General features: G+C 73.1%; 12 protein-coding genes. 8 read left to right on the forward strand and 4 right to left on the reverse strand.

The features are described from left to right. Positions 1-80 precede the first annotated feature (80 nt). Positions 81-986 carry an alpha/beta fold hydrolase gene (locus tag NW895_RS09275; protein ID WP_289934900.1) on the reverse strand — a complete coding sequence of 302 codons (906 nt, stop codon included), beginning with the start codon at positions 984-986 and terminating at the stop codon, positions 81-83. Positions 987-1616: 630 nt separating this feature from the next. On the opposite strand from NW895_RS09275, the gene NW895_RS09280 reads away from it, so the two are divergent. Then, a complete protein-coding gene (locus NW895_RS09280; RefSeq protein ID WP_188184044.1) occupies positions 1617-2033 on the forward strand; it encodes a cobalamin B12-binding domain-containing protein in 417 nt (138 codons plus the stop codon). Between the two features lie 88 nt (positions 2034-2121). Here the strand turns inward: NW895_RS09280 and NW895_RS09285 are convergent, their stop codons facing one another. Further along, complete coding sequence (locus NW895_RS09285; protein WP_289934901.1) at positions 2122-3753, reverse strand: DUF5691 domain-containing protein; 1632 nt, start codon at positions 3751-3753, stop codon at positions 2122-2124. A 264-nt stretch (positions 3754-4017) separates the two neighbouring features. After that, positions 4018-5373 carry an SWIM zinc finger family protein gene (locus tag NW895_RS09290; RefSeq protein WP_289934902.1) on the reverse strand — a complete coding sequence of 452 codons (1356 nt, stop codon included), beginning with the start codon at positions 5371-5373 and terminating at the stop codon, positions 4018-4020. Between the two features lie 145 nt (positions 5374-5518). Between NW895_RS09290 and NW895_RS09295 the strand changes: the two genes are divergently transcribed. The 7 genes from NW895_RS09295 (at position 5519) to sucD (ending at position 17018) form a co-directional block, all read left to right on the forward strand. Next, positions 5519-6649: an AAA family ATPase gene (locus NW895_RS09295; protein WP_289934903.1), complete on the forward strand. Its 1131-nt coding sequence runs from the start codon at positions 5519-5521 to the stop codon at positions 6647-6649. Between the two features lie 120 nt (positions 6650-6769). Beyond that, positions 6770-9250 carry a DUF5682 family protein gene (locus NW895_RS09300; RefSeq protein ID WP_289934904.1) on the forward strand — a complete coding sequence of 827 codons (2481 nt, stop codon included), beginning with the start codon at positions 6770-6772 and terminating at the stop codon, positions 9248-9250. Between the two features lie 208 nt (positions 9251-9458). Continuing rightward, on the forward strand, positions 9459-10643 hold the full coding sequence (locus tag NW895_RS09305) for a VWA domain-containing protein (protein ID WP_289935500.1): 1185 nt from the start codon (positions 9459-9461) through the stop codon (positions 10641-10643). A 287-nt stretch (positions 10644-10930) separates the two neighbouring features. Continuing rightward, complete coding sequence (locus NW895_RS09310) at positions 10931-12118, forward strand: hypothetical protein (protein WP_289934905.1); 1188 nt, start codon at positions 10931-10933, stop codon at positions 12116-12118. 241 nt (positions 12119-12359) lie between these two features. After that, the gene (locus NW895_RS09315; RefSeq protein ID WP_289934906.1) at positions 12360-14336 is read left to right on the forward strand and encodes a hypothetical protein; all 1977 of its coding nucleotides are present in this window, start codon (positions 12360-12362) and stop codon (positions 14334-14336) included. 595 nt (positions 14337-14931) lie between these two features. Further along, complete coding sequence (gene sucC, locus NW895_RS09320; RefSeq protein ID WP_289934907.1) at positions 14932-16113, forward strand: ADP-forming succinate--CoA ligase subunit beta; 1182 nt, start codon at positions 14932-14934, stop codon at positions 16111-16113. 20 nt (positions 16114-16133) lie between these two features. After that, entirely contained in the window at positions 16134-17018 is an 885-nt protein-coding gene (gene sucD / locus NW895_RS09325; protein WP_190049766.1) for a succinate--CoA ligase subunit alpha, read from the forward strand. Between the two features lie 88 nt (positions 17019-17106). Here the strand turns inward: sucD and NW895_RS09330 are convergent, their stop codons facing one another. Next, a complete protein-coding gene (locus NW895_RS09330) occupies positions 17107-18192 on the reverse strand; it encodes a helix-turn-helix domain-containing protein (protein ID WP_289934908.1) in 1086 nt (361 codons plus the stop codon). Positions 18193-18267 lie beyond the last annotated feature (75 nt).

Consider the following 18267-nt stretch of genomic DNA (forward strand, 5'->3'; position numbering starts at 1 on the left):
GTTCGATTTTGGTCGGGTGTCGGGGCGCTGTGGGCCGGCGGTGACGGGGTGGTTTTCGCGCCGCCCCGCTCATCCCGCCGTCATGCGACGGTCAGTCCGTCGGCGTGATCGGCGGACCCGGTTTCCGTCCCGGGCGTGTCGAGGGCCTGCCGTATCCCGGCCGCGACGGCGGGGTGTACGGGCAGGGCGAGATGGCCGATCCCCGTGACCTGCACGTTCTGCACTTTCAGGTCGGGGTGGTCGATGCAGGCCGACTCCAACGGGTCCATCACGCGGTCGAGGTCGCTCCAGAAGCTCACGAACTGCGTACGGCAGCCGGGCGCGGGCTGGGTCAGTTCCTCGATCACGGGGGAGTCGGGGCGCATCTGGCGCACGATCGGGTGCGCGTTCGCCAGCGGCGCCACCCGGGTGCCGGCATGCGGGGTGCCCAGCGTCACCAGTGTCCGGACGCGGGCGTCTCCACCGAGCCGCTGCACGTAGTACCGCGCGATCAGCCCGCCCAGGCTGTGCCCGACGACATCGACCTGCTCGTAGCCCGTGCGCTCGCACATCTCCTCTATGTGCCGGCCGAGCAACTCGGCCGCGGTGCGGATGTCGCAGGTCAGCGGCGAGTAGTTGAGCGACTCGATCTGCTGCCTGCCGTGCTGGGCGAGGCTGCGGCGCAGCAGGACGAAGACCGAACGGTTGTCGATGAAGCCGTGCAGCAGAACGACCGGGGGCTTCGCCTGGGCCGGCAGCCGGGCGGTGTCGGCGGGGTGCGGGGAGTCCGGTGACTCCAGGAGGTCCGGTGAGCTCGGCGAGGGGGGCGTGGGGGTGGGCCGGCGCTCATTGGTGATGCCGGAGGGATAGAGGAGCAGGTGCCCCGCGAGGATCGCGAACTCCAGTGCGGTCGCTTTCAGAAGGGCCAGGGACAGGCCTGCCAGTCGGCTCGGGAGGAGGCGCTGGCAGAACGGCAGGAAGGGCAGAGCCGCCCTGGTGACCTTCATTGGCCGACCTCCTGTCGGCACGCGGTGGAACTCCTCTGTTCCCCGTGTGCCCTCATGGAGAGCCGTGACACCAGATGCTGGATGGGGCATACGCGAGTAACGTGGGACAAGACTGGCGAGTGGCGCATGTGACGCCGGTGCTGCGAGGAGGGGCCCTGTCGGTGTGCCGATGAGAGGGTCCCCGCCGTCGTGTGCCCTGCCTGCCCTACGTGCCCCGCGCGCCCTCGTCGCGGCTCTCCTTGCGCGTGTCCCTGCCGTGGCCCCGGGTGCCGCGGGGTGTGCGGCGCGTGGGCCGCGGAAGCTCGGAACGGTGCGCGGCGAACGTGTCCCATTGTGTGATTTCCCCCTCGGTATCCACCGCGAAACTGCCGGTTGCGGGATGCTGGAGATAACGTTCGTTCACTTCCCCGGGACGGTGTGGTGCGGGGGTTCCGTGCTGTGGCGGCGCATCCGGTGCGGCGGGTGGTGGAATGTGACGTACGCGCGGACCGCGTGCCGCGCTGCTCTTGTATGGCGTGCGTGTCGCGCATCGCGTGCTCGATGTGTGTGATCTGCGTGGCATGTACGACATGAGTGATGTGTGCGGTACTTGTCGGTACGGATGGATGTAGTCGCTTCATGGAGGCAGTGATGGGTGTGGCAGCCGGTCCGATCCGCGTGGTGGTGGCCAAGCCGGGGCTCGACGGCCACGATCGCGGGGCCAAGGTGATCGCGCGGGCGCTGCGCGACGCCGGTATGGAGGTCATCTACACCGGGCTCCACCAGACCCCCGAGCAGATCGTCGACACCGCGATCCAGGAGGATGCCGACGCGATCGGGCTGTCCATCCTCTCCGGTGCGCACAACACGCTCTTCGCGGCCGTGATCGACCTGCTCAAGGAGCGGGACGCGGAGGACATCCTGGTCTTCGGCGGCGGCATCATCCCCGAGGCGGACATCGCTCCGCTGAAGGAGAAGGGCGTCGCGGAGATCTTCACGCCCGGCGCGACGACCGCGTCGATCGTGGACTGGGTACGGGCGAACGTACGGCAGCCTGCGCAGGCCTAGGTGGGCTGTCCGGGGACGTTGAGGGACGGGGTCGTGGCGGTGTGACGAGCCCGCCACAGGGCAGGCGCGGCGGCCACCTCGGCCGACGTCAGCTCGCTGGTGCCGCCCTCAACTCCTCGGCCATCGCCGCGCGCAGACGCAATGTCGTGACCAGGCGCTGGAAGGCCTCCGCCCAGTACCCGCCCGCTCCCGGCGACGCGTCCTCCGGTTCGTCCGGTATCGCCAGCAGACCGTCGAGCCGGCTCGCTTCGGAGGGAGCGAGGCAGCGTTCGGCCAGGCCCATGACTCCGCTGAAGCTCCATGGGTAACTCCCCGCGTCACGCGCGATGTTGAGCGCGTCCACGACCGCTCGCCCCAGGGGCGCGGCCCACGGCACCGCACACACTCCGAGCAGCTGGAACGCCTCGGACAGTCCGTGCGTCGCTATGAACCCGGCCACCCACTCCGCTCGTTCCCCTGCGTCCAGCGTGCCGAGCAGCTTCGCCCGCTCGGCCAGGGACACCGCCCCCGGACCACCGGCCTCGGCTGCCGTGGGCGTCCCGAGCAACGCCCGCGCCCAGTCGGCGTCCCGCTGCCGTACCGCCGCCCGGCACCACGCCGCGTGCAGCTCGCCCCGCCAGTCGTCCGCCACCGGCAGCGCGACGATCTCCTGGGGCGTCCGCCCGCCGAGCCGCCCGCGCCAGGTGCCGAGCGGTGCCGCCTCCACCAACTGGCCGAGCCACCACGACCGTTCACCTCGACCCGCAGGAGCTTTGGGTACGACGCCGTCACGCTCCATGTCGGCGTCGCACTCGTGCGGCGCCTCCACGGTGATCGTCGGTGCGTTCCCGGTGTGGTCGACGGCCACGCACGCCGAGGCCCGGACCGCCATCCGGGCGGCGAGCGCCGACCCGGGCAGCGCGGACAGCAGCTCCGCCGCCGTCGCCCGCACGTTGCGGCTCCGGTCGGTGAGTGCCTGCTCCAGGAACGGCTCGTCCTGCGGCCCCAGCCCCGTCCGCAGCGAGTCTAGGAACATCAGCCGGTCCTCGGCCCGCTCCGACGCCCAGGTGGTGGCGAGCAGTTCGCGCGCGGCGGCGGGCTCACGGGCGCGGATGGCGGAGAGGAGGGCGACCCGCTCCGCGAAGAGACCCTCCTGCCAGAGCCGGTGCACCTTCTCCGTGTCCTCGGGACGCGGCACCGCCGTGCCCCCGCCCGGCGTCGCACGCAGGGCGAACCGCCAGTCCGGGTTCAGCCGGGCGAGCCACAGCGCGCGCGGCCCGGCGAAGGTCAGCACCGCCGGCCGCAGATCAGTCCGCCCCCGTGCCGCGTCCAGCAGCGCGGGCAGCGCCTGCGGCGGAGCCGCGTAACCGTGGGCGTTGGCCGCCGAGAGCCACTGGGGCAGCAGCTCCATCAGGTCCGGTGTCGTGCCCCTGCGACCCCCGCCCGCCGTGCCGGGGCGGTCGGCCAGCAGCATCGCGAGTCTGCGGGCGGCCGCGGCCGGCAGGGGCGGGCGCGGGTCCTCGGGAGCCGGCGCCGGACGCTCCGCCGCCGGCGCCGGCCGCAGTCCGGCACGCCTCCGTACGGTCTCCGCGGCCGCCGCGTCCAGCAGGGCCACCGGTGCTTCCCGGCCCGGCTCGCAGTTCGGGGGCGTACGCCGCGCCGTGCCGAGCAGGGCCGCGGTGACGAGCTCCTCCCAGGCGCCCGGCGCGGGCGTGTCCGCGGGTGCGGAGGTCCTGGTCATGCGGTTCCTTTCCGTTGGGTGCCTGGGTGCCTGGGTGCCTGGGTGCCTGGGTGCTTGGGTGCTTGGGTGTCTGCGTACCTGGGTGCGTGGGTGCCTGAGGTGGCTGGTCCGGGGTGGCTGTGGTGCCTGGGGTGGCTCACGGCTCACCCGGTTCTGGGCCCGTGGGCCCGGAGGGCGTACCCGGGCGGCGTCCGGGGTGTGCCGGGGCCAGGGCGTACGCGGGTGGTGTCCTGAGGTGCCCGGGCCCGTGGGCGGGGCGTCGGCTCAGCACAGGGCCACCGCGTCGCCCGGCCCCTGCGGCCAGGCGGCCAGCGGGGTGAAACCACGGTGGCCGCACTCGCCGAAGACCTTGACCGGCGCGCCTCCCGACAGGGCGACGAGGCGCCACAGGCCCGGGCGGGCGCGGGCGGCCGGGGTGAGCGGGAGCGCCGTGTCCTGGTCGGCGTCCGCCAGCTGCCAGGAGTCGCCGTCCGGGGTCGGTATCACGCAGTCCAGGGTCACCGGGACCGAGTCCAGCCACGGGTCGTCGCGCAGAGCCTCGCCATAGAGGGCGGCCGCCTCGGCCGTCGTCACACCCGGCGGTCTGATCGGTGCCGGCGCGGGTGCGGCGAACTGTTCGCCCAGGGCAGCCCTCTGCCGGCCGGCGCCCGGGTACGCGGTCACCTCCGCCTCCAGGGTCAGCCCGACCGGCAGCGCCAGCTCAGGGGCGCGGCCGGCGGCACCGTAGGAGAGGAGCAGCGCGGTGCGGCCCGACTCGGCGCCGTAGAGCCATATCCGGCGGGTCGTCAGACGTGTGTCCGCCGTGTCGTACTGGGCGAGGACCAGCCAGCGGTCCCGCACCGGCGGGCCGTCCGCCGACGTGGGCAGACCGACGCGTGAGCGGACCGTCGCCGCCAGGCCGTCCGGCAGCCGTCCGCGGCGCAGCCAGCCCTGGTCGAGGAGGTGCAGGAGAGCACACTCCTCCAGCAGCCGCACCGGCCAGCCGGGGCCCGACGACGGGATCGCCCCCAACTCCCTCACCCGAGCGGCCAGCCCGGGCGCTTGGGCATCGACCATGCGGGCCGCCGTCTCCTCCCACAGCCCGTACCCCGCCTGCTCCGCGCCGGCCAGGCCGCCGCGCAGCAGGTCCACCAGACGCTGCTCCAGCTCCGTCGCCCCCGCGGTGATCCGCTCGGCCCGGCGCTCCGCTCTGCGCCGTGCCGCCTCCGGATCACCCGACCCGGAGGAGGAACCGGGCGCGCCCGCGGCCCGCTTCTCCTCCGCGCGCTGACGCCGGCCTGCCATCCACTGCTCGGCCCAGTCCGGTGCCTGTCCCCGCGGCACCGCACCGTCTCCGCCCGCCCACAGCAGCAGCAGCCCGAGCGCGTGCTTGCACGGGAACTTCCGGCTCGGACAACTGCACTTGTACGCGGGACCCGACGCGTCCGCGATATCGATGACCGTCTGATACGGCTTGCTGCCACTGCCCTTGCACAGCCCCCACACCGTCCCCTCGTCGGAACTCCCCGCCTCGGACCACGGCCCCGCCGCGCCGAGTTTGCTTCCCGCTTTGCGCGACGCGGCGTCAGGCGCCAGTGCCAGCACCTGGTCCGCGGTCCAGCGCACCCCCTGCTGAGTCATGCCAACGAAGGTAGATCCCACCACTGACAATCGGTCCGACGAGCGGCCTCGCGAGAGCGTTTTTGCAGGTCAGCACGGATTGTCAGTGGCGTGGTGCACGGTGGATACCAGATCCGAACCGGCCGAGCTGGAGGGGGAATCAGCCATGCCTGTGTCCGTTGAACCGACGTCCGTGGGACCGAGCGAGAGGGAGCTGCCCGAGGAGTTGCGGCCGCACGCCGAGGACGCCTTCGCCCACGAACTCGCCGCGCTGGCCGCGCAGGACGACCGACCGCGCCCGGACCGCTGGAAGCTGTCCCCGTGGGCCGTCGCGACGTACCTGCTCGGCGGCACACTGCCGGACGGCACGGTGATCACACCGAAGTACGTGGGCCCGCGCCGCATCGTGGAGGTCGCCGTCACCACGCTCGCCACCGACCGCGCCCTGCTCCTGCTCGGCGTGCCCGGCACGGCCAAGACGTGGGTGTCCGAGCATCTGGCCGCGGCGGTCAGCGGCGACTCCACGCTGCTGGTGCAGGGCACGGCCGGCACACCGGAGGAGGCGATCCGCTACGGCTGGAACTACGCGCAGCTGCTCGCCCACGGTCCCAGCCGGGACGCCCTCGTGCCCAGCCCGGTCATGCGGGCCATGGCGGAGGGCATGACGGCCCGCGTCGAGGAGCTGACCCGCATTCCGGCCGACGTGCAGGACACGCTCATCACCATCCTGTCGGAGAAGACGCTGCCGATACCAGAGCTGGGCCAGGAGGTACAGGCGGTCCGCGGCTTCAACCTGATCGCCACGGCCAACGACCGTGACCGAGGGGTCAACGACCTGTCCAGCGCCCTGCGCCGCCGCTTCAACACCGTCGTGCTGCCGCTGCCGGAGAGCGCCGACGCCGAGGTCGACATCGTCTCGCGCCGCGTCGACCAGATCGGCCGCTCCCTGGACCTGCCGGCCGCGCCCGACGGGATCGACGAGATCCGTCGCGTCGTCACCGTCTTCCGCGAGCTGCGTGACGGGGTGACGTCCGACGGGCGTACGAAGCTGAAGTCGCCGAGCGGCACCCTGTCGACGGCCGAGGCGATCTCCGTCGTCACCAACGGACTCGCGCTCGCGGCCCACTTCGGTGACGGCGTGCTGGGGCCGAGCGATGTCGCCGCGGGCATCCTCGGCGCCGTCGTCCGCGACCCGGCGGCCGACCGTGTGATCTGGCAGGAGTACCTGGAGACGGTCGTCCGTGAGCGCGACGGCTGGAAGGACTTCTACCGGGCCTGCCGGGAGGTGGGCGCGTGAACACCTCGATGTGGGGCGGAAAGCGCCAGGGAGCGTCGGCCTCCGGCACCGCGGGGCGGGCGGCGCGGCGGACGAGCGGGGACGAGGAGGCGGGCCGGGCCCGGCGGCGAGGGGGATCATGTGACGGGAGTTGAAAGGACCGGGGGCGGGGCCTTCGACGCGGGGCCGCTGCTGCTCGGCGTACGGCACCACGGACCGGGGTCGGCGCGGGCGGTGCGGGCCGCGCTGGAGACGGCTCGGCCCCGGGTCGTGCTGATCGAGGGACCGCCGGAGGCCGACGCGCTGATCCCGCTGGCCGCCGACGAGGAGATGCGGCCGCCGGTCGCCCTTCTCGCCCACGCCGTGGACGAGCCCGGCCGCTCGGCGTTCTGGCCGCTCGCCGAGTTCTCCCCGGAGTGGGTGGCGATCCGCTGGGCCCTGGACCACGACGTCCCGGCCCGCTTCATCGACCTGCCGGCCACCCACACGCTGGCGTGGCACAGCCCCTCTGCGCAGAAGGGGCCCGACGATGCCGCGTCCGAGGCGGACGTCCGGGTCGATCCGCTCGCCGTGCTGGCCGAGACCGCCGGTTACGACGATCCGGAGCGGTGGTGGGAGGACGTCGTCGAGCACCGGGGCGTGGGGGACGGCGACCCGCTCGCGCCGTTCACCGCGCTGGAGGAGGCGATGGGAGCACTGCGGGAGACCTGTGGGAGCGGCGGACACGACCGGGACCTCGTGCGGGAGGCCTACATGCGGCTCCAGGTACGGGCGGCGCAACGGGAGTTCGCCGACCAGGTCGCGGTGGTCTGCGGGGCGTGGCATGTGCCGGCGCTGCGGCGGAAGGCCACCGTCGCCGCCGACAAGGCGCTGCTGAAGGGGCTGCCCAAGGCCAAAGTGGACATGACGTGGGTGCCGTGGACCCACCGCAGGCTGTCCCGGAGCAGTGGATATGGCGCGGGCATCGACTCGCCGGGGTGGTACGGCCATCTGTTCGGTGCGCCGGACCGGCCGGTCGAGCGGTGGCTGACCAAGGTGGCGGGTCTGCTGCGGGAGGAGGACCGGATCGTCTCCTCGGCACACGTCATCGAGGCGGTGCGGCTGGCCGAGACGCTCGCCGCGATGCGCGGCCGTCCGCTGCCCGGCCTGAGCGAGACGACGGACGCCGTGCGGGCGGTGATGTGCGAGGGCTCGGACGTGCCGCTGGCGCTGGTGCACGACCGGCTGGTCGTGGGGAACGTGCTGGGGGAGGTGCCGCGGTCGGCGCCCGCCGTGCCCTTGCAGCGCGACCTCGCCCGTATCCAGCGGCGGCTGCGCCTCAAGCCGGAGGCGCTGGAGCGTGAGCTGGAGCTCGACCTGCGCAAGGAGACCGACGCCGAGCGCAGCAGGCTGCTGCACCGGCTGCGGCTGCTCGGCGTCGGCTGGGGCGAGCCGGCCGCCTCGCGGGGGAGCACGGGCACGTTCCGGGAGACGTGGCGGCTGCGCTGGGAGCCGGAGCTGTCGGTGCGGGTCGCCGAGGCCGGGGTGTGGGGTACGACCGTGCTCGCCGCCGCGACCGCCAAGGTGGAGGCGGACGCCGTCGCCGCGCAGGGCCTCGTCGAGGTCACCGCGCTCGCCGAGCGCTGCCTGCTGGCGGAACTGCCGGACGCGCTCCCCGCGGTGATGCGGATCCTCGCCGACCGGGCGGCGCTCGACGCGGACGTCGGCCATCTCGCCCAGGCCCTGCCCGCCCTGGTCCGCTCCCTTCGGTACGGAGACGTGCGCGGCACGGACACCGGAGCGCTGGCTGAGGTGGCCGCAGGCCTCGCGGAGCGCGTCTTCGTCGGCCTGCCCCCGGCCTGTGCCGCGCTGGACGCGGACGCGGCGGAGGAGGTGCGGCGCCATGTGGACGCCGTGCAGGGGGCGGTGGCGCTGCTGAGCGAGGCCGCTGCACCAGTGCAGGCCGTCTCGGGTGACGCCGGCGAGGCGGGGGCGGCCGCTCCGGACGGTGTCGTCGGTCCCGGGCCGGCCGCCTCGGGGGAGTCCTCGGTGGCCGGGCAGGGCGGTGCGAGGCGGGGAGCCTCACCGGCTTACGACGGCTTGCGTCGCCGTTGGCAGGCGGTGCTCCGGGTGCTGTCGTCGCGGGACACCGTGCCCGGCGTCATCCGGGGACGTGCCGTGCGGCTCCTGCTGGACGACGGGGAGTTGGCGCAGGACCAGGCGGCGCGGCTCATGGGGCTGGTGCTGTCACCGGGGACGCCTCCGGCCGACGCGGCAGCCTGGATCGAGGGCTTCGTCGGCGGTGGCTCCGGCGGCGGGATGCTCCTCGTCCACGACGAGCGGCTGCTCGGGCTGGTCGACGAGTGGCTGAGCGGTGTGCCCGCGGAGGCGTTCACGGACGTGCTGCCGCTGCTGCGGCGCACCTTCTCGGCGTACGAACCGGGCGTGCGCCGAACGCTGGGGGAACTGGTCCGGCGTGGACCGGGACACCGGGGCACGGTGACCGCCGGCTCCGGCATACCGGGCTTCGCTCCCGAGCTCGACAGCGAGCGAGCGGACGCGGTGCTGCCGGTGGTGCGGCTGCTGCTGGGGCTGGACGCAGGGGAAGAGGACATCGACAACAACCTCGTGGGGGTGGCGTGATGACGAGCGACTGGCTGAGCGAGCCGGGGGAGAGGGCCGAAACGGTGGACGCCGGGCGGGACGGGCGCGGGTGCCGGGCGGAAGACGGTCCGACGACGACCGTGCCGGTGATTCCGCTGTGGGAACGGCTCCGTACGGGGGTGCGCGGATGACAACCGGTCCGATGACGACCGAGACGACGACGACCGAGACGATGACGACCGGGCCGATGCACCCGGCAGCGGACCCGGCAACGGACCCGGCAACGGACCCGGCACAGGAGCGGCTGCGGCGCTGGCGGCTCGTGCTGGGCGGTGACGCGGCCGACGGCACCGGGTGTGCGCTGTCCGGGCAGGACGCCGCGATGGACGGAGCGCTCGGCGCGCTGTACGGAAGGGGGGACAAGCCGCAGGCGGGGCGGGACCGTTCGGCGGGGCTGGGCGCCTCGGCGCCGTCCGTCGCGCGGTGGCTGGGGGACATCCGGACGTACTTCCCGTCGTCCGTCGTGCAGGTCATGCAGCGGGACGCCATCGACCGGCTCGGGCTGGCCACGCTGCTGCTGGAGCCCGAGATGCTGGAGGCGGTGGAGGCCGACGTGCACCTGGTCGGCACGTTGCTGTCGCTGAACAAGGCGATGCCGGAGACGACGAAGGAGACGGCACGGGCCGTGGTGCGCAAGGTCGTCGAGGACCTGGAGAAGCGGCTCGCCACCCGTACCCGGGCCACCCTCACCGGTGCGCTCGACCGCAGCGCCCGTGTCAACCGGCCCCGTCACCACGACATCGACTGGAACCGCACGAGCGCGGCCAACCTCAAGCACTACCTGCCGGAATACCGGACGGTCGTGCCGGAGCGGCTCATCGGCTACGGGCGGGCGTCCCGGTCCGTGAAGAAGGAGGTCATTCTCTGCATCGACCAGTCGGGCTCGATGGCGGCGTCCGTGGTGTACGCGTCCGTGTTCGGGGCGGTGCTGGCGTCCATGCGGTCGATCAGCACCCGGCTCGTCGTCTTCGACACGGCGGTCGTCGACCTCACCGACCAGCTCGACGACCCGGTGGACGTGCTCTTCGGCACCCAGCTCGGCGGCGGCACGGACATCAACCGGGCGCTGGCGTACTGCCAGTCGCAGATCACCCGGCCCACGGAGACGGTGGTCGTGCTGATCAGCGACCTCTATGAAGGGGGGATACGCGACGAGATGCTGAAGCGGGTGGCGGCGATGAAGGCGTCGGGGGTGCAGTTCGTGACGCTGCTGGCGCTGTCGGACGAGGGGGCGCCCGCCTACGACCGGGAGCACGCGGCCGCGCTCGCCGCGTTGGGGGCACCGGCGTTCGCCTGTACGCCCGACCTGTTCCCGGAGGTGATGGCGGCGGCGATCGAGAAGCGACCGCTTCCGATACCGGACGCCGCGTGACATGGGTCACCGGACACGCCGTCATGTTCCCGCACGACAGGGCGCGGAGCGCACAACGCGGGCGCGACACGGCAGGAAACGGGACGCCCGGGCGACCGTTCGCTGACGATTTGTCGACCCGTCATCGTCTGACTTCGCCCAGCAAAGCGGACATGACTACCCATCGGTAACGGGGGGCTTGCGTAACCTCAGGAGTCACATGCAAGGATCGTCGCCTCAGAAGCGGTGCGTCGCGCTCCGCTCGTGACGCGTCATCCGTTCCGCCGCACGGGAGGAACCTCCCCCTCTTGATCTGGCCAGTAGCCCTGTCCGGTGCCGCTCTGCGCGTGATGCGTACGGCGGCCGGGCGGCGTGCGCTCCAGCTGGTGCTGCTGGTGGGCGGGGTGTTCGCGCTCGGGGTGCTCTGTGGGGAGCAGGCGCATGCGGCCGAGAGGGCTCCGTCGGCGACCTCCGTGGAGGTGGCGTCGTCGGCATCGGCGCTCGACGCGGACGGCGTACGGGTGGTGACCACCGGTTCGGCCGGTTCGGCCGTTACCGCCGGTGCGGCCGGGCGGCTGGGGGACACCACGGCCGACCCGGCATCCGCCGACGTTGCCGGGACCGGCGCCTCCAAGGCAGACGCTTCCGAAGGCAAGGCCCCCGAGGCGGACGCTTCTGGGGCCGATGCTTCTGGGACTGACGCTTCTGGGACCGATGCTTCTGAGACCAGTGCTTCTGGGACCGACGCTTCCGGCGCCGACGTCCCCACGGTAGGCAAGGGCGACGAGCACGGCACGCTCACCGGCGGTACGCGTCCGTCTCCGGTTGCCCCCGGCCGGGTCCTCCGACCGGTGACCGACCGCGCCATCCGTTCGGTGGACCCGGGCTCCTCGGACGTCCGAGTCGTGCGGCCGGCAGGTGACCTGGCCAGGTCCGTGACCGAAGGGCTCGCGGAGGCGGTGCGCTCGCTGCCGTCCCTGCCCGGTTCCCCGTCGGCGGGGCTGCCGGGTCTGCCGACGCTCCCCGGCGAGCCCACGCTCCCGGGAGCCCCGGGACTGCCCGGCCTGCCCTCACCGCCCGCCCTCCCCTCACCCCCCGGGCAACCGCTGCCCACGCCGGTCACCCCGGCCCCGCATCCGGGCTCCGAGGCCGCGCCGTCGGCCGACGGGCACGCCTCCGCCGGACGTGCCGGCGCGGCGGCGGCGATGGTCGCGTACGGGCCGCTCGCCGGTGGCGTACCGGACGCGCCGCACGCGCACGGACGTCGTGCCGCGTCCAGCGGGCACGCCCCCGCTCACCAGGCGCCCCCCGGTTATCCGAACGGCGCCCTGTGCAACGGCGCGGCGGTCGACAACGGCACGCCGCGGCACGGCGACGGACACGCCGTCACCTCGGGCCACCGGGCGCCGCTGACGCTGGTGCGCGGCGCCGCGGTGCGTGCCGACGCGGCCGAGACCCGGGACCGGTACCGGGACATTCCCGTCTTCCCCGCCTAGGGCAGGCCTTCCCCCGCTCTGGACCTGCCGCGCGGGGGCGGAACAGGTCTGCCCGCCCGTCCGGACACCCCTCCCTCCTCCGGACGGAAGCCGCCGGGGCCGTGTATCCACATCCGCCAGTCCCTGACTCCCGGACATACACCTGCCCCGACGCCGGAAATGTCTCCAAGCTCTCCGAAGTCCCGGAACTCCACGCAAAAGGAGCCCCGGAACTCCCAGGATCTAAGGATCTGACGCACGCATGAACAAGAACATCCGCCGCTCCATCGTCATAGCCGCCGGCGTCACCGGCGCCTGGGCGCTGGGCTCCACCGTGGCCAACGCGGACGAACTGCCGGCCTCCGCCGTCTCCGTACCGGACGCGACCCCTGACACGGGCGACGTCCTCGGCACCGTCACCGACACGGTCGACGGCGTCGTCTCCGACGTGCAGGACACCGTCACCGGTGTGACCGACGGTGTGACCGACGACGCGGCCGGGACGGTCCAGGGCACCGCCGGCAAGGCGACGTCCACCGTCACCGGCACCACCGACAGCGCGCAGAGGACGGCCTCCGCCGACACCGCCGAGCAGGCCCGCCGGTACGTCGACGCGAAGGTCTCCGTCCCGCACGCGGCCAAGGTCAAGGGCGCCGCCGCCATCCAGGGCGCCAAGGCCGCCCGCGCCGCGCAGGCCGCCGCCACCGCGCACTCCGCGCTCTCCCGGGCTCCGCAGGTGACCGCTCCCCAGGTCCCCCAGGTCCCCCAGACCCCGCGGACCCCCGACCACGGCATCGACTACCTCTTCGGCCCCCTCTCCGCCTTCGCCCCGGAACTGGAGCAGGCCCTGGCCGCTGCCCAGACCAAGCTCCAGGGCGCCCAGACGGCGGCCCGTTCCCAGGCGCAGGGCGTCGACGGCGTCATCCGGACGAAGGCGCTGCAGACGGTCGCGGGCGCGGGCCGTACCGCCGCCGGGGCGAACACCGCCGCGCAGACCGGAGCGGCGGGAGCACAGGACCGCGTCGGCGGCCTGACCGCCACCGGACAGGGCGAGGCCACCGAGGCCAAGACCGCCGCCGAGGCCTCCGTCTCCTCCGTCCCGAGCCACGTCACCGGCGCGGTCGGGGGCGTCAAGCAGCAGGTGGTCGGCACCGTCAGCACCGTTCCCGGCACCGTCACTCCGGTCGTCGAGGAGACGTCCGCCGCGGCCGTCCCGCCGGTGGCGAGCGCGGCGGTGGACGGTGTCGTGCCGGTCGCCGGTGCGGCCGTGACGGGTGTCGTGCCGGTGGCCGGGCACGCCGTCGCCGGAGCCGTGCCCGTCGCCACGCAGGCCGTCGCCGGTGTGGTGCCGGTCGCCGGACACGCGGTGGACGGGGTGACGCCGGTCGCCACCCAGGCGGTGGCCGGCGTGCAGCAGACCGCCGGGCACGCCGTGGCCGCCGCGACCGCGCTCGCTCACGGCGTCGCCGCCGATGTGCAGCCCGTCGCCGGCCAGGCCGTGTACGGCGTGCAGTCGGTCACCGGCGGGGTGGTGGCCGACGTCCGACCCGTCGTCACCGACACCGCGCAGGGCGTACAGCCCGTCGCCACCGGCGTGGTCGCCGACGTGCAGCCGGTGTCCCAGGGCCTGGCGGCGGACCTCCCGCCGTACGCCACCGGTCTGGCCGGCCAGGTCGCCCACGACACCACGGACACCGTCCTGCCGCCGGTCGCGAACACCGCCGTGCACGGCGTGGTGCCCGTCGCCGGGCAGGCCGTCGCGGACGCGGGCGGGCTGGCGTACGGCGTCGTGGGCGACGTGCGGCCCTTCGCCGGCGGTGTCGTCGGCGAGGTCGACCCGTTCGCGTACGGCGTGGCCGGGCAGGCCGCCCCGTTCGCCGAGGGCGTCGCGGGTGAGGTGCCGGCGTTCGCGCAGGGGGTCACCGGCGCCGTGCAGCCCGTCGTCGACACCGTCCACGACACCGTCCAGCCGTTCGTGCAGGGCGTCGGCGGCAGCACCACGACGCTGGCGTACGGCGCCGTGGGCCACGCGGCGCCCTTCGCCGGCGGTGTCGCCGGCGAGGTCGACCCGTTCGCGCACGGTGTCGCCGGACAGGCCGCGCCCTTCGCGCAGGACCTGACCGGGACCTTCGAGGCCACCGGAGGCCCGCTGACCGGCCACGCCGTCACCGGCGCACAGGGCGTCGGCGACTCGGTCACGCCGGGCTACGTGCAGCAGGCGACCTCGTACCGCGTCTGACCCCGCCGGGCCGTACGAGCGCACCCCGGCAGCGCGCCGGGCCCGTACGGCCCCCGGTACGCCCACACCCGCCGCGCTGCCCGCCCCGCCCATGACGGGGTGCGCCCGCGGCACACCACCCGACGCCGCGAGGTGTCAGGACCGGACAGCCGAAAGCCGTCGGCGCGTTCGGCCGAAGCCTCGCGGATGGGGCCGGGTGGTCCCCATTGGGGTGGGGATCAACCGCCCCGCACCCCCGAAGGCCGCTGAAGGCAGCTGAGGCATCGAAAGGCCGCTGACGTCGGCCGGCGTCAAGGCCTTTGCGCCCCTTCGGGGTTGTTCGACGGGCCTCACCGGGTCAACCCCAGCCCGGTGAGGCCCCTCACTCGTGACACGCGGTGCCAGAGAACCCGGCATCATGTGACAGGTATCACCGCTCAGGTGTGACCCCTGATTTAGAGAGCCTCCGCAAGCGGCGATAACCTGCGAGACGGACATGCCGCGCGCTCGGACACCGTGTGCGCCTCCCTTGTGACACATGCGGACGTCACGTTGCCCTTCGCGGCACGCCCACGCATCCAACGAACCGCGAGATCACTGATAGGGACGGAAGCGCGTGGACCTGTTCGAGTACCAGGCGAGGGACCTCTTCGCCAAGCACGATGTACCGGTGCTGGCCGGTGAAGTCATCGACACGCCTGAGGCGGCCCGCGCAGCCACTGAGCGCCTCGGTGGCAAGTCCGTCGTCAAGGCACAGGTGAAGGTCGGCGGCCGCGGCAAGGCCGGTGGCGTGAAGCTGGCCGCCACCCCGGACGAGGCCGTCGCCCGCGCGACGGACATCCTCGGCATGGACATCAAGGGCCACACGGTCCACAAGGTGATGATCGCCGAGACGGCCCCGGAGATCCTTGAGGAGTACTACGTCTCCTTCCTCCTCGACCGTGCCAACCGCACCTTCCTCTCCATCGCCTCCGTCGAGGGCGGCATGGAGATCGAGGAGGTCGCGGCCACCCGCCCCGAGGCCGTCGCCAAGATCGCGATCGACGCCATCGACGGTGTGGACCAGGCCAAGGCCCAGGAGATCGTCGCCGCGGCCAAGTTCCCGGCCGAGGTGGCCGACAAGGTCGCCGACGTCCTGGTCAAGCTGTGGGACACCTTCGTCAAGTCCGACGCCCTCCTGGTCGAGGTGAACCCGCTGGCCAAGGTCGCCTCCGGGGACGTCATCGCCCTCGACGGCAAGGTGTCGCTCGACGACAACGCCGAGTTCCGCCACCCCGAGTTCGAGGAGCTCCACGACAAGGCCGCGGCCAACCCGCTGGAGGCCGCCGCCAAGGAGAAGAACCTCAACTACGTCAAGCTCGACGGCGAGGTCGGCATCATCGGCAACGGCGCCGGCCTGGTCATGTCCACCCTGGACGTCGTCGCGTACGCCGGTGAGGCGCACCAGGGCGTCAAGCCCGCCAACTTCCTCGACATCGGTGGCGGCGCCTCCGCCGAGGTCATGGCGAACGGCCTGGAGATCATCCTGGGCGACCCGGACGTCAAGTCCGTGTTCGTCAACGTCTTCGGTGGCATCACCGCCTGTGACGCCGTCGCCAACGGCATCGTGCAGGCCCTGGAGCTCCTGGAGAGCAAGGGCGAGGAGGTCACCAAGCCGCTGGTCGTGCGCCTCGACGGCAACAACGCCGAGCTGGGTCGCCAGATCCTCGACGACCGCAACCACCCGCTCGTGCAGCGCGTGGACACCATGGACGGCGCGGCCGACAAGGCCGCCGAGCTGGCTGCTGCCGCGAAGTAAGGGACGAGGTACCAACAACCATGGCTATCTTCCTCACCAAGGAATCCAAGGTCATCGTCCAGGGCATGACCGGCTCCGAGGGCCAGAAGCACACCCGTCGCATGCTGGCCTCCGGCACCAACATCGTCGGCGGCGTGAACCCGCGCAAGGCGGGCACCAGCGTCGACTTCGACGGCACCGAGGTACCGGTCTTCGGCTCCGTCAAGGAGGCCATCGAGAAGACCGGCGCCGACGTCACGGTCATCTTCGTCCCGGAGAAGTTCACCAAGGACGCGGTCGTCGAGGCCATCGACGCCGAGATCCCGCTGGCGGTCGTCATCACCGAGGGCATCGCGGTGCACGACACGGCGTCCTTCTGGGCCTACGCCGGAAAGAAGGGCAACAAGACCCGGATCATCGGCCCGAACTGCCCCGGCCTGATCACCCCCGGCCAGTCGAACGCCGGCATCATCCCGGCCGACATCACCAAGCCGGGCCGCATCGGTCTCGTCTCGAAGTCCGGCACGCTGACGTACCAGATGATGTACGAGCTGCGTGACATCGGCTTCTCCACCTGCGTCGGCATCGGCGGTGACCCGATCATCGGCACCACCCACATCGACGCCCTGAAGGCCTTCCAGGACGACCCCGACACCGACCTGATCGTCATGATCGGTGAGATCGGCGGCGACGCCGAGGAGCGGGCCGCGGCCTTCATCAAGGAGAACGTGACCAAGCCGGTCGTCGGCTACGTCGCGGGCTTCACGGCGCCCGAGGGCAAGACCATGGGCCACGCCGGCGCCATCGTCTCCGGCTCCTCCGGCACCGCCCAGGCCAAGAAGGAGGCCCTGGAGGCCGCCGGCGTCAAGGTCGGCAAGACGCCGACCGAGACGGCCAAGCTGGCCCGGGAGATCCTCGCCGGCTGAGCGACCGCAGCGGCTGCTGAGCGACGGCTGAGCGACTCCTGAACGACGGTGGGCCCGTTCCCTGCACGGGGGGCGGGCCCACCGTCGTTCACCGCGCCAGCGGCGCCAGCCGCTCCGGCCCTCGCCGCCACTCCTGGCGCAGCTTGGCCCGCAGCTGAAGCTCCTCGGCCGACAGCGGCCCCGGCGCCACCCGCGGCGGAACCCCGCGAACCGTCTCCCCGGGAGCCACCGGCGCCTCGTAGTGCGTCGGTGCCGTGCGCAGCGTGAGCGCCGTGACGCCGATCAGGACGGCGGTGAAGGCGACGGCGGCGTGGGTCCGGAACCGGGCCCGGCGTTCGCAGCCCCACCGCACCGTCCGCGGCTCGGCCGTCCGCAGCCGCTCGGTGGAGGCCAGCAGGGCCAGACGCTGGTGGAGCACCTCGGGGTCCGACAGCTCCGGCAGGCGCGCGGCGACGATCTCACGCGCGTGCAGCAGCCGGTTCGCGGTCGCCGGTGTGCTCGCCTCCGTCTCCGCCGCCGTCTCCGGCAGGTCGAAACCGAGACCGTCGTACAGCAGGAGGGTGCGGCGGTACGACGGGGGGAGCCGCAGGAGTACGTCCATCAGGGCGCGGTCGGCGGGGTCGGCGAGCGGCGGTTCCGGGAACCGGCGACGCAGGCGGAACCGGTTCCACGGGGAGAGGGCGCAGTCGTACGCCGCCGCCCGCACCCAGCCCGCCGGGTCGCGGTCGCGGGCGACCTCGGGCCACTGCTCCCAGGCGAGTCGGAAGGCCCGCTCGACCGACTCGCGCGCCAGATCCCGGCGGCCGGTCAGCACGTACGTCTGCCGGACGAGGGCAGGGACACAGAACTTGTACAGGATGTCGAAGGCCTGATCGGGTGTCAGGGCGGGAGCCGGCTGCGGCTCGACGGGCGGGACCTCGGTCTGCCGTCCCGTCGCCGCGGCCGTACCGGCCCGCGTCTGACCCGCCGTCTCCTCGGCCAGCCTGCTCAGCAGTCGCACGTACGCCTCCCGGCTCCGGCCGCGCGGGGTCCTGCGGCCGGTCTCCCAGTCGCGCACCGTCGCGCGGGAGACGCCCACCCACGCCGCGAGCTGATCCTGCGTCAGCGACCCTGCCTCGCGCAGGCGTCGGCATTCCTGGGGTGGGGGAAGCGGGGTCGCAGGGCTGTGCGTCACCGGGTGCCCCACCATACGAAAAGGTGCATAAACGTATATTGAGTGACACGTCGACGGTTCGCGTGTTGCGACGGA

Source organism: Streptomyces sp. S.PNR 29, from assembly GCF_030386795.1.
Classification (GTDB): domain Bacteria; phylum Actinomycetota; class Actinomycetes; order Streptomycetales; family Streptomycetaceae; genus Streptomyces.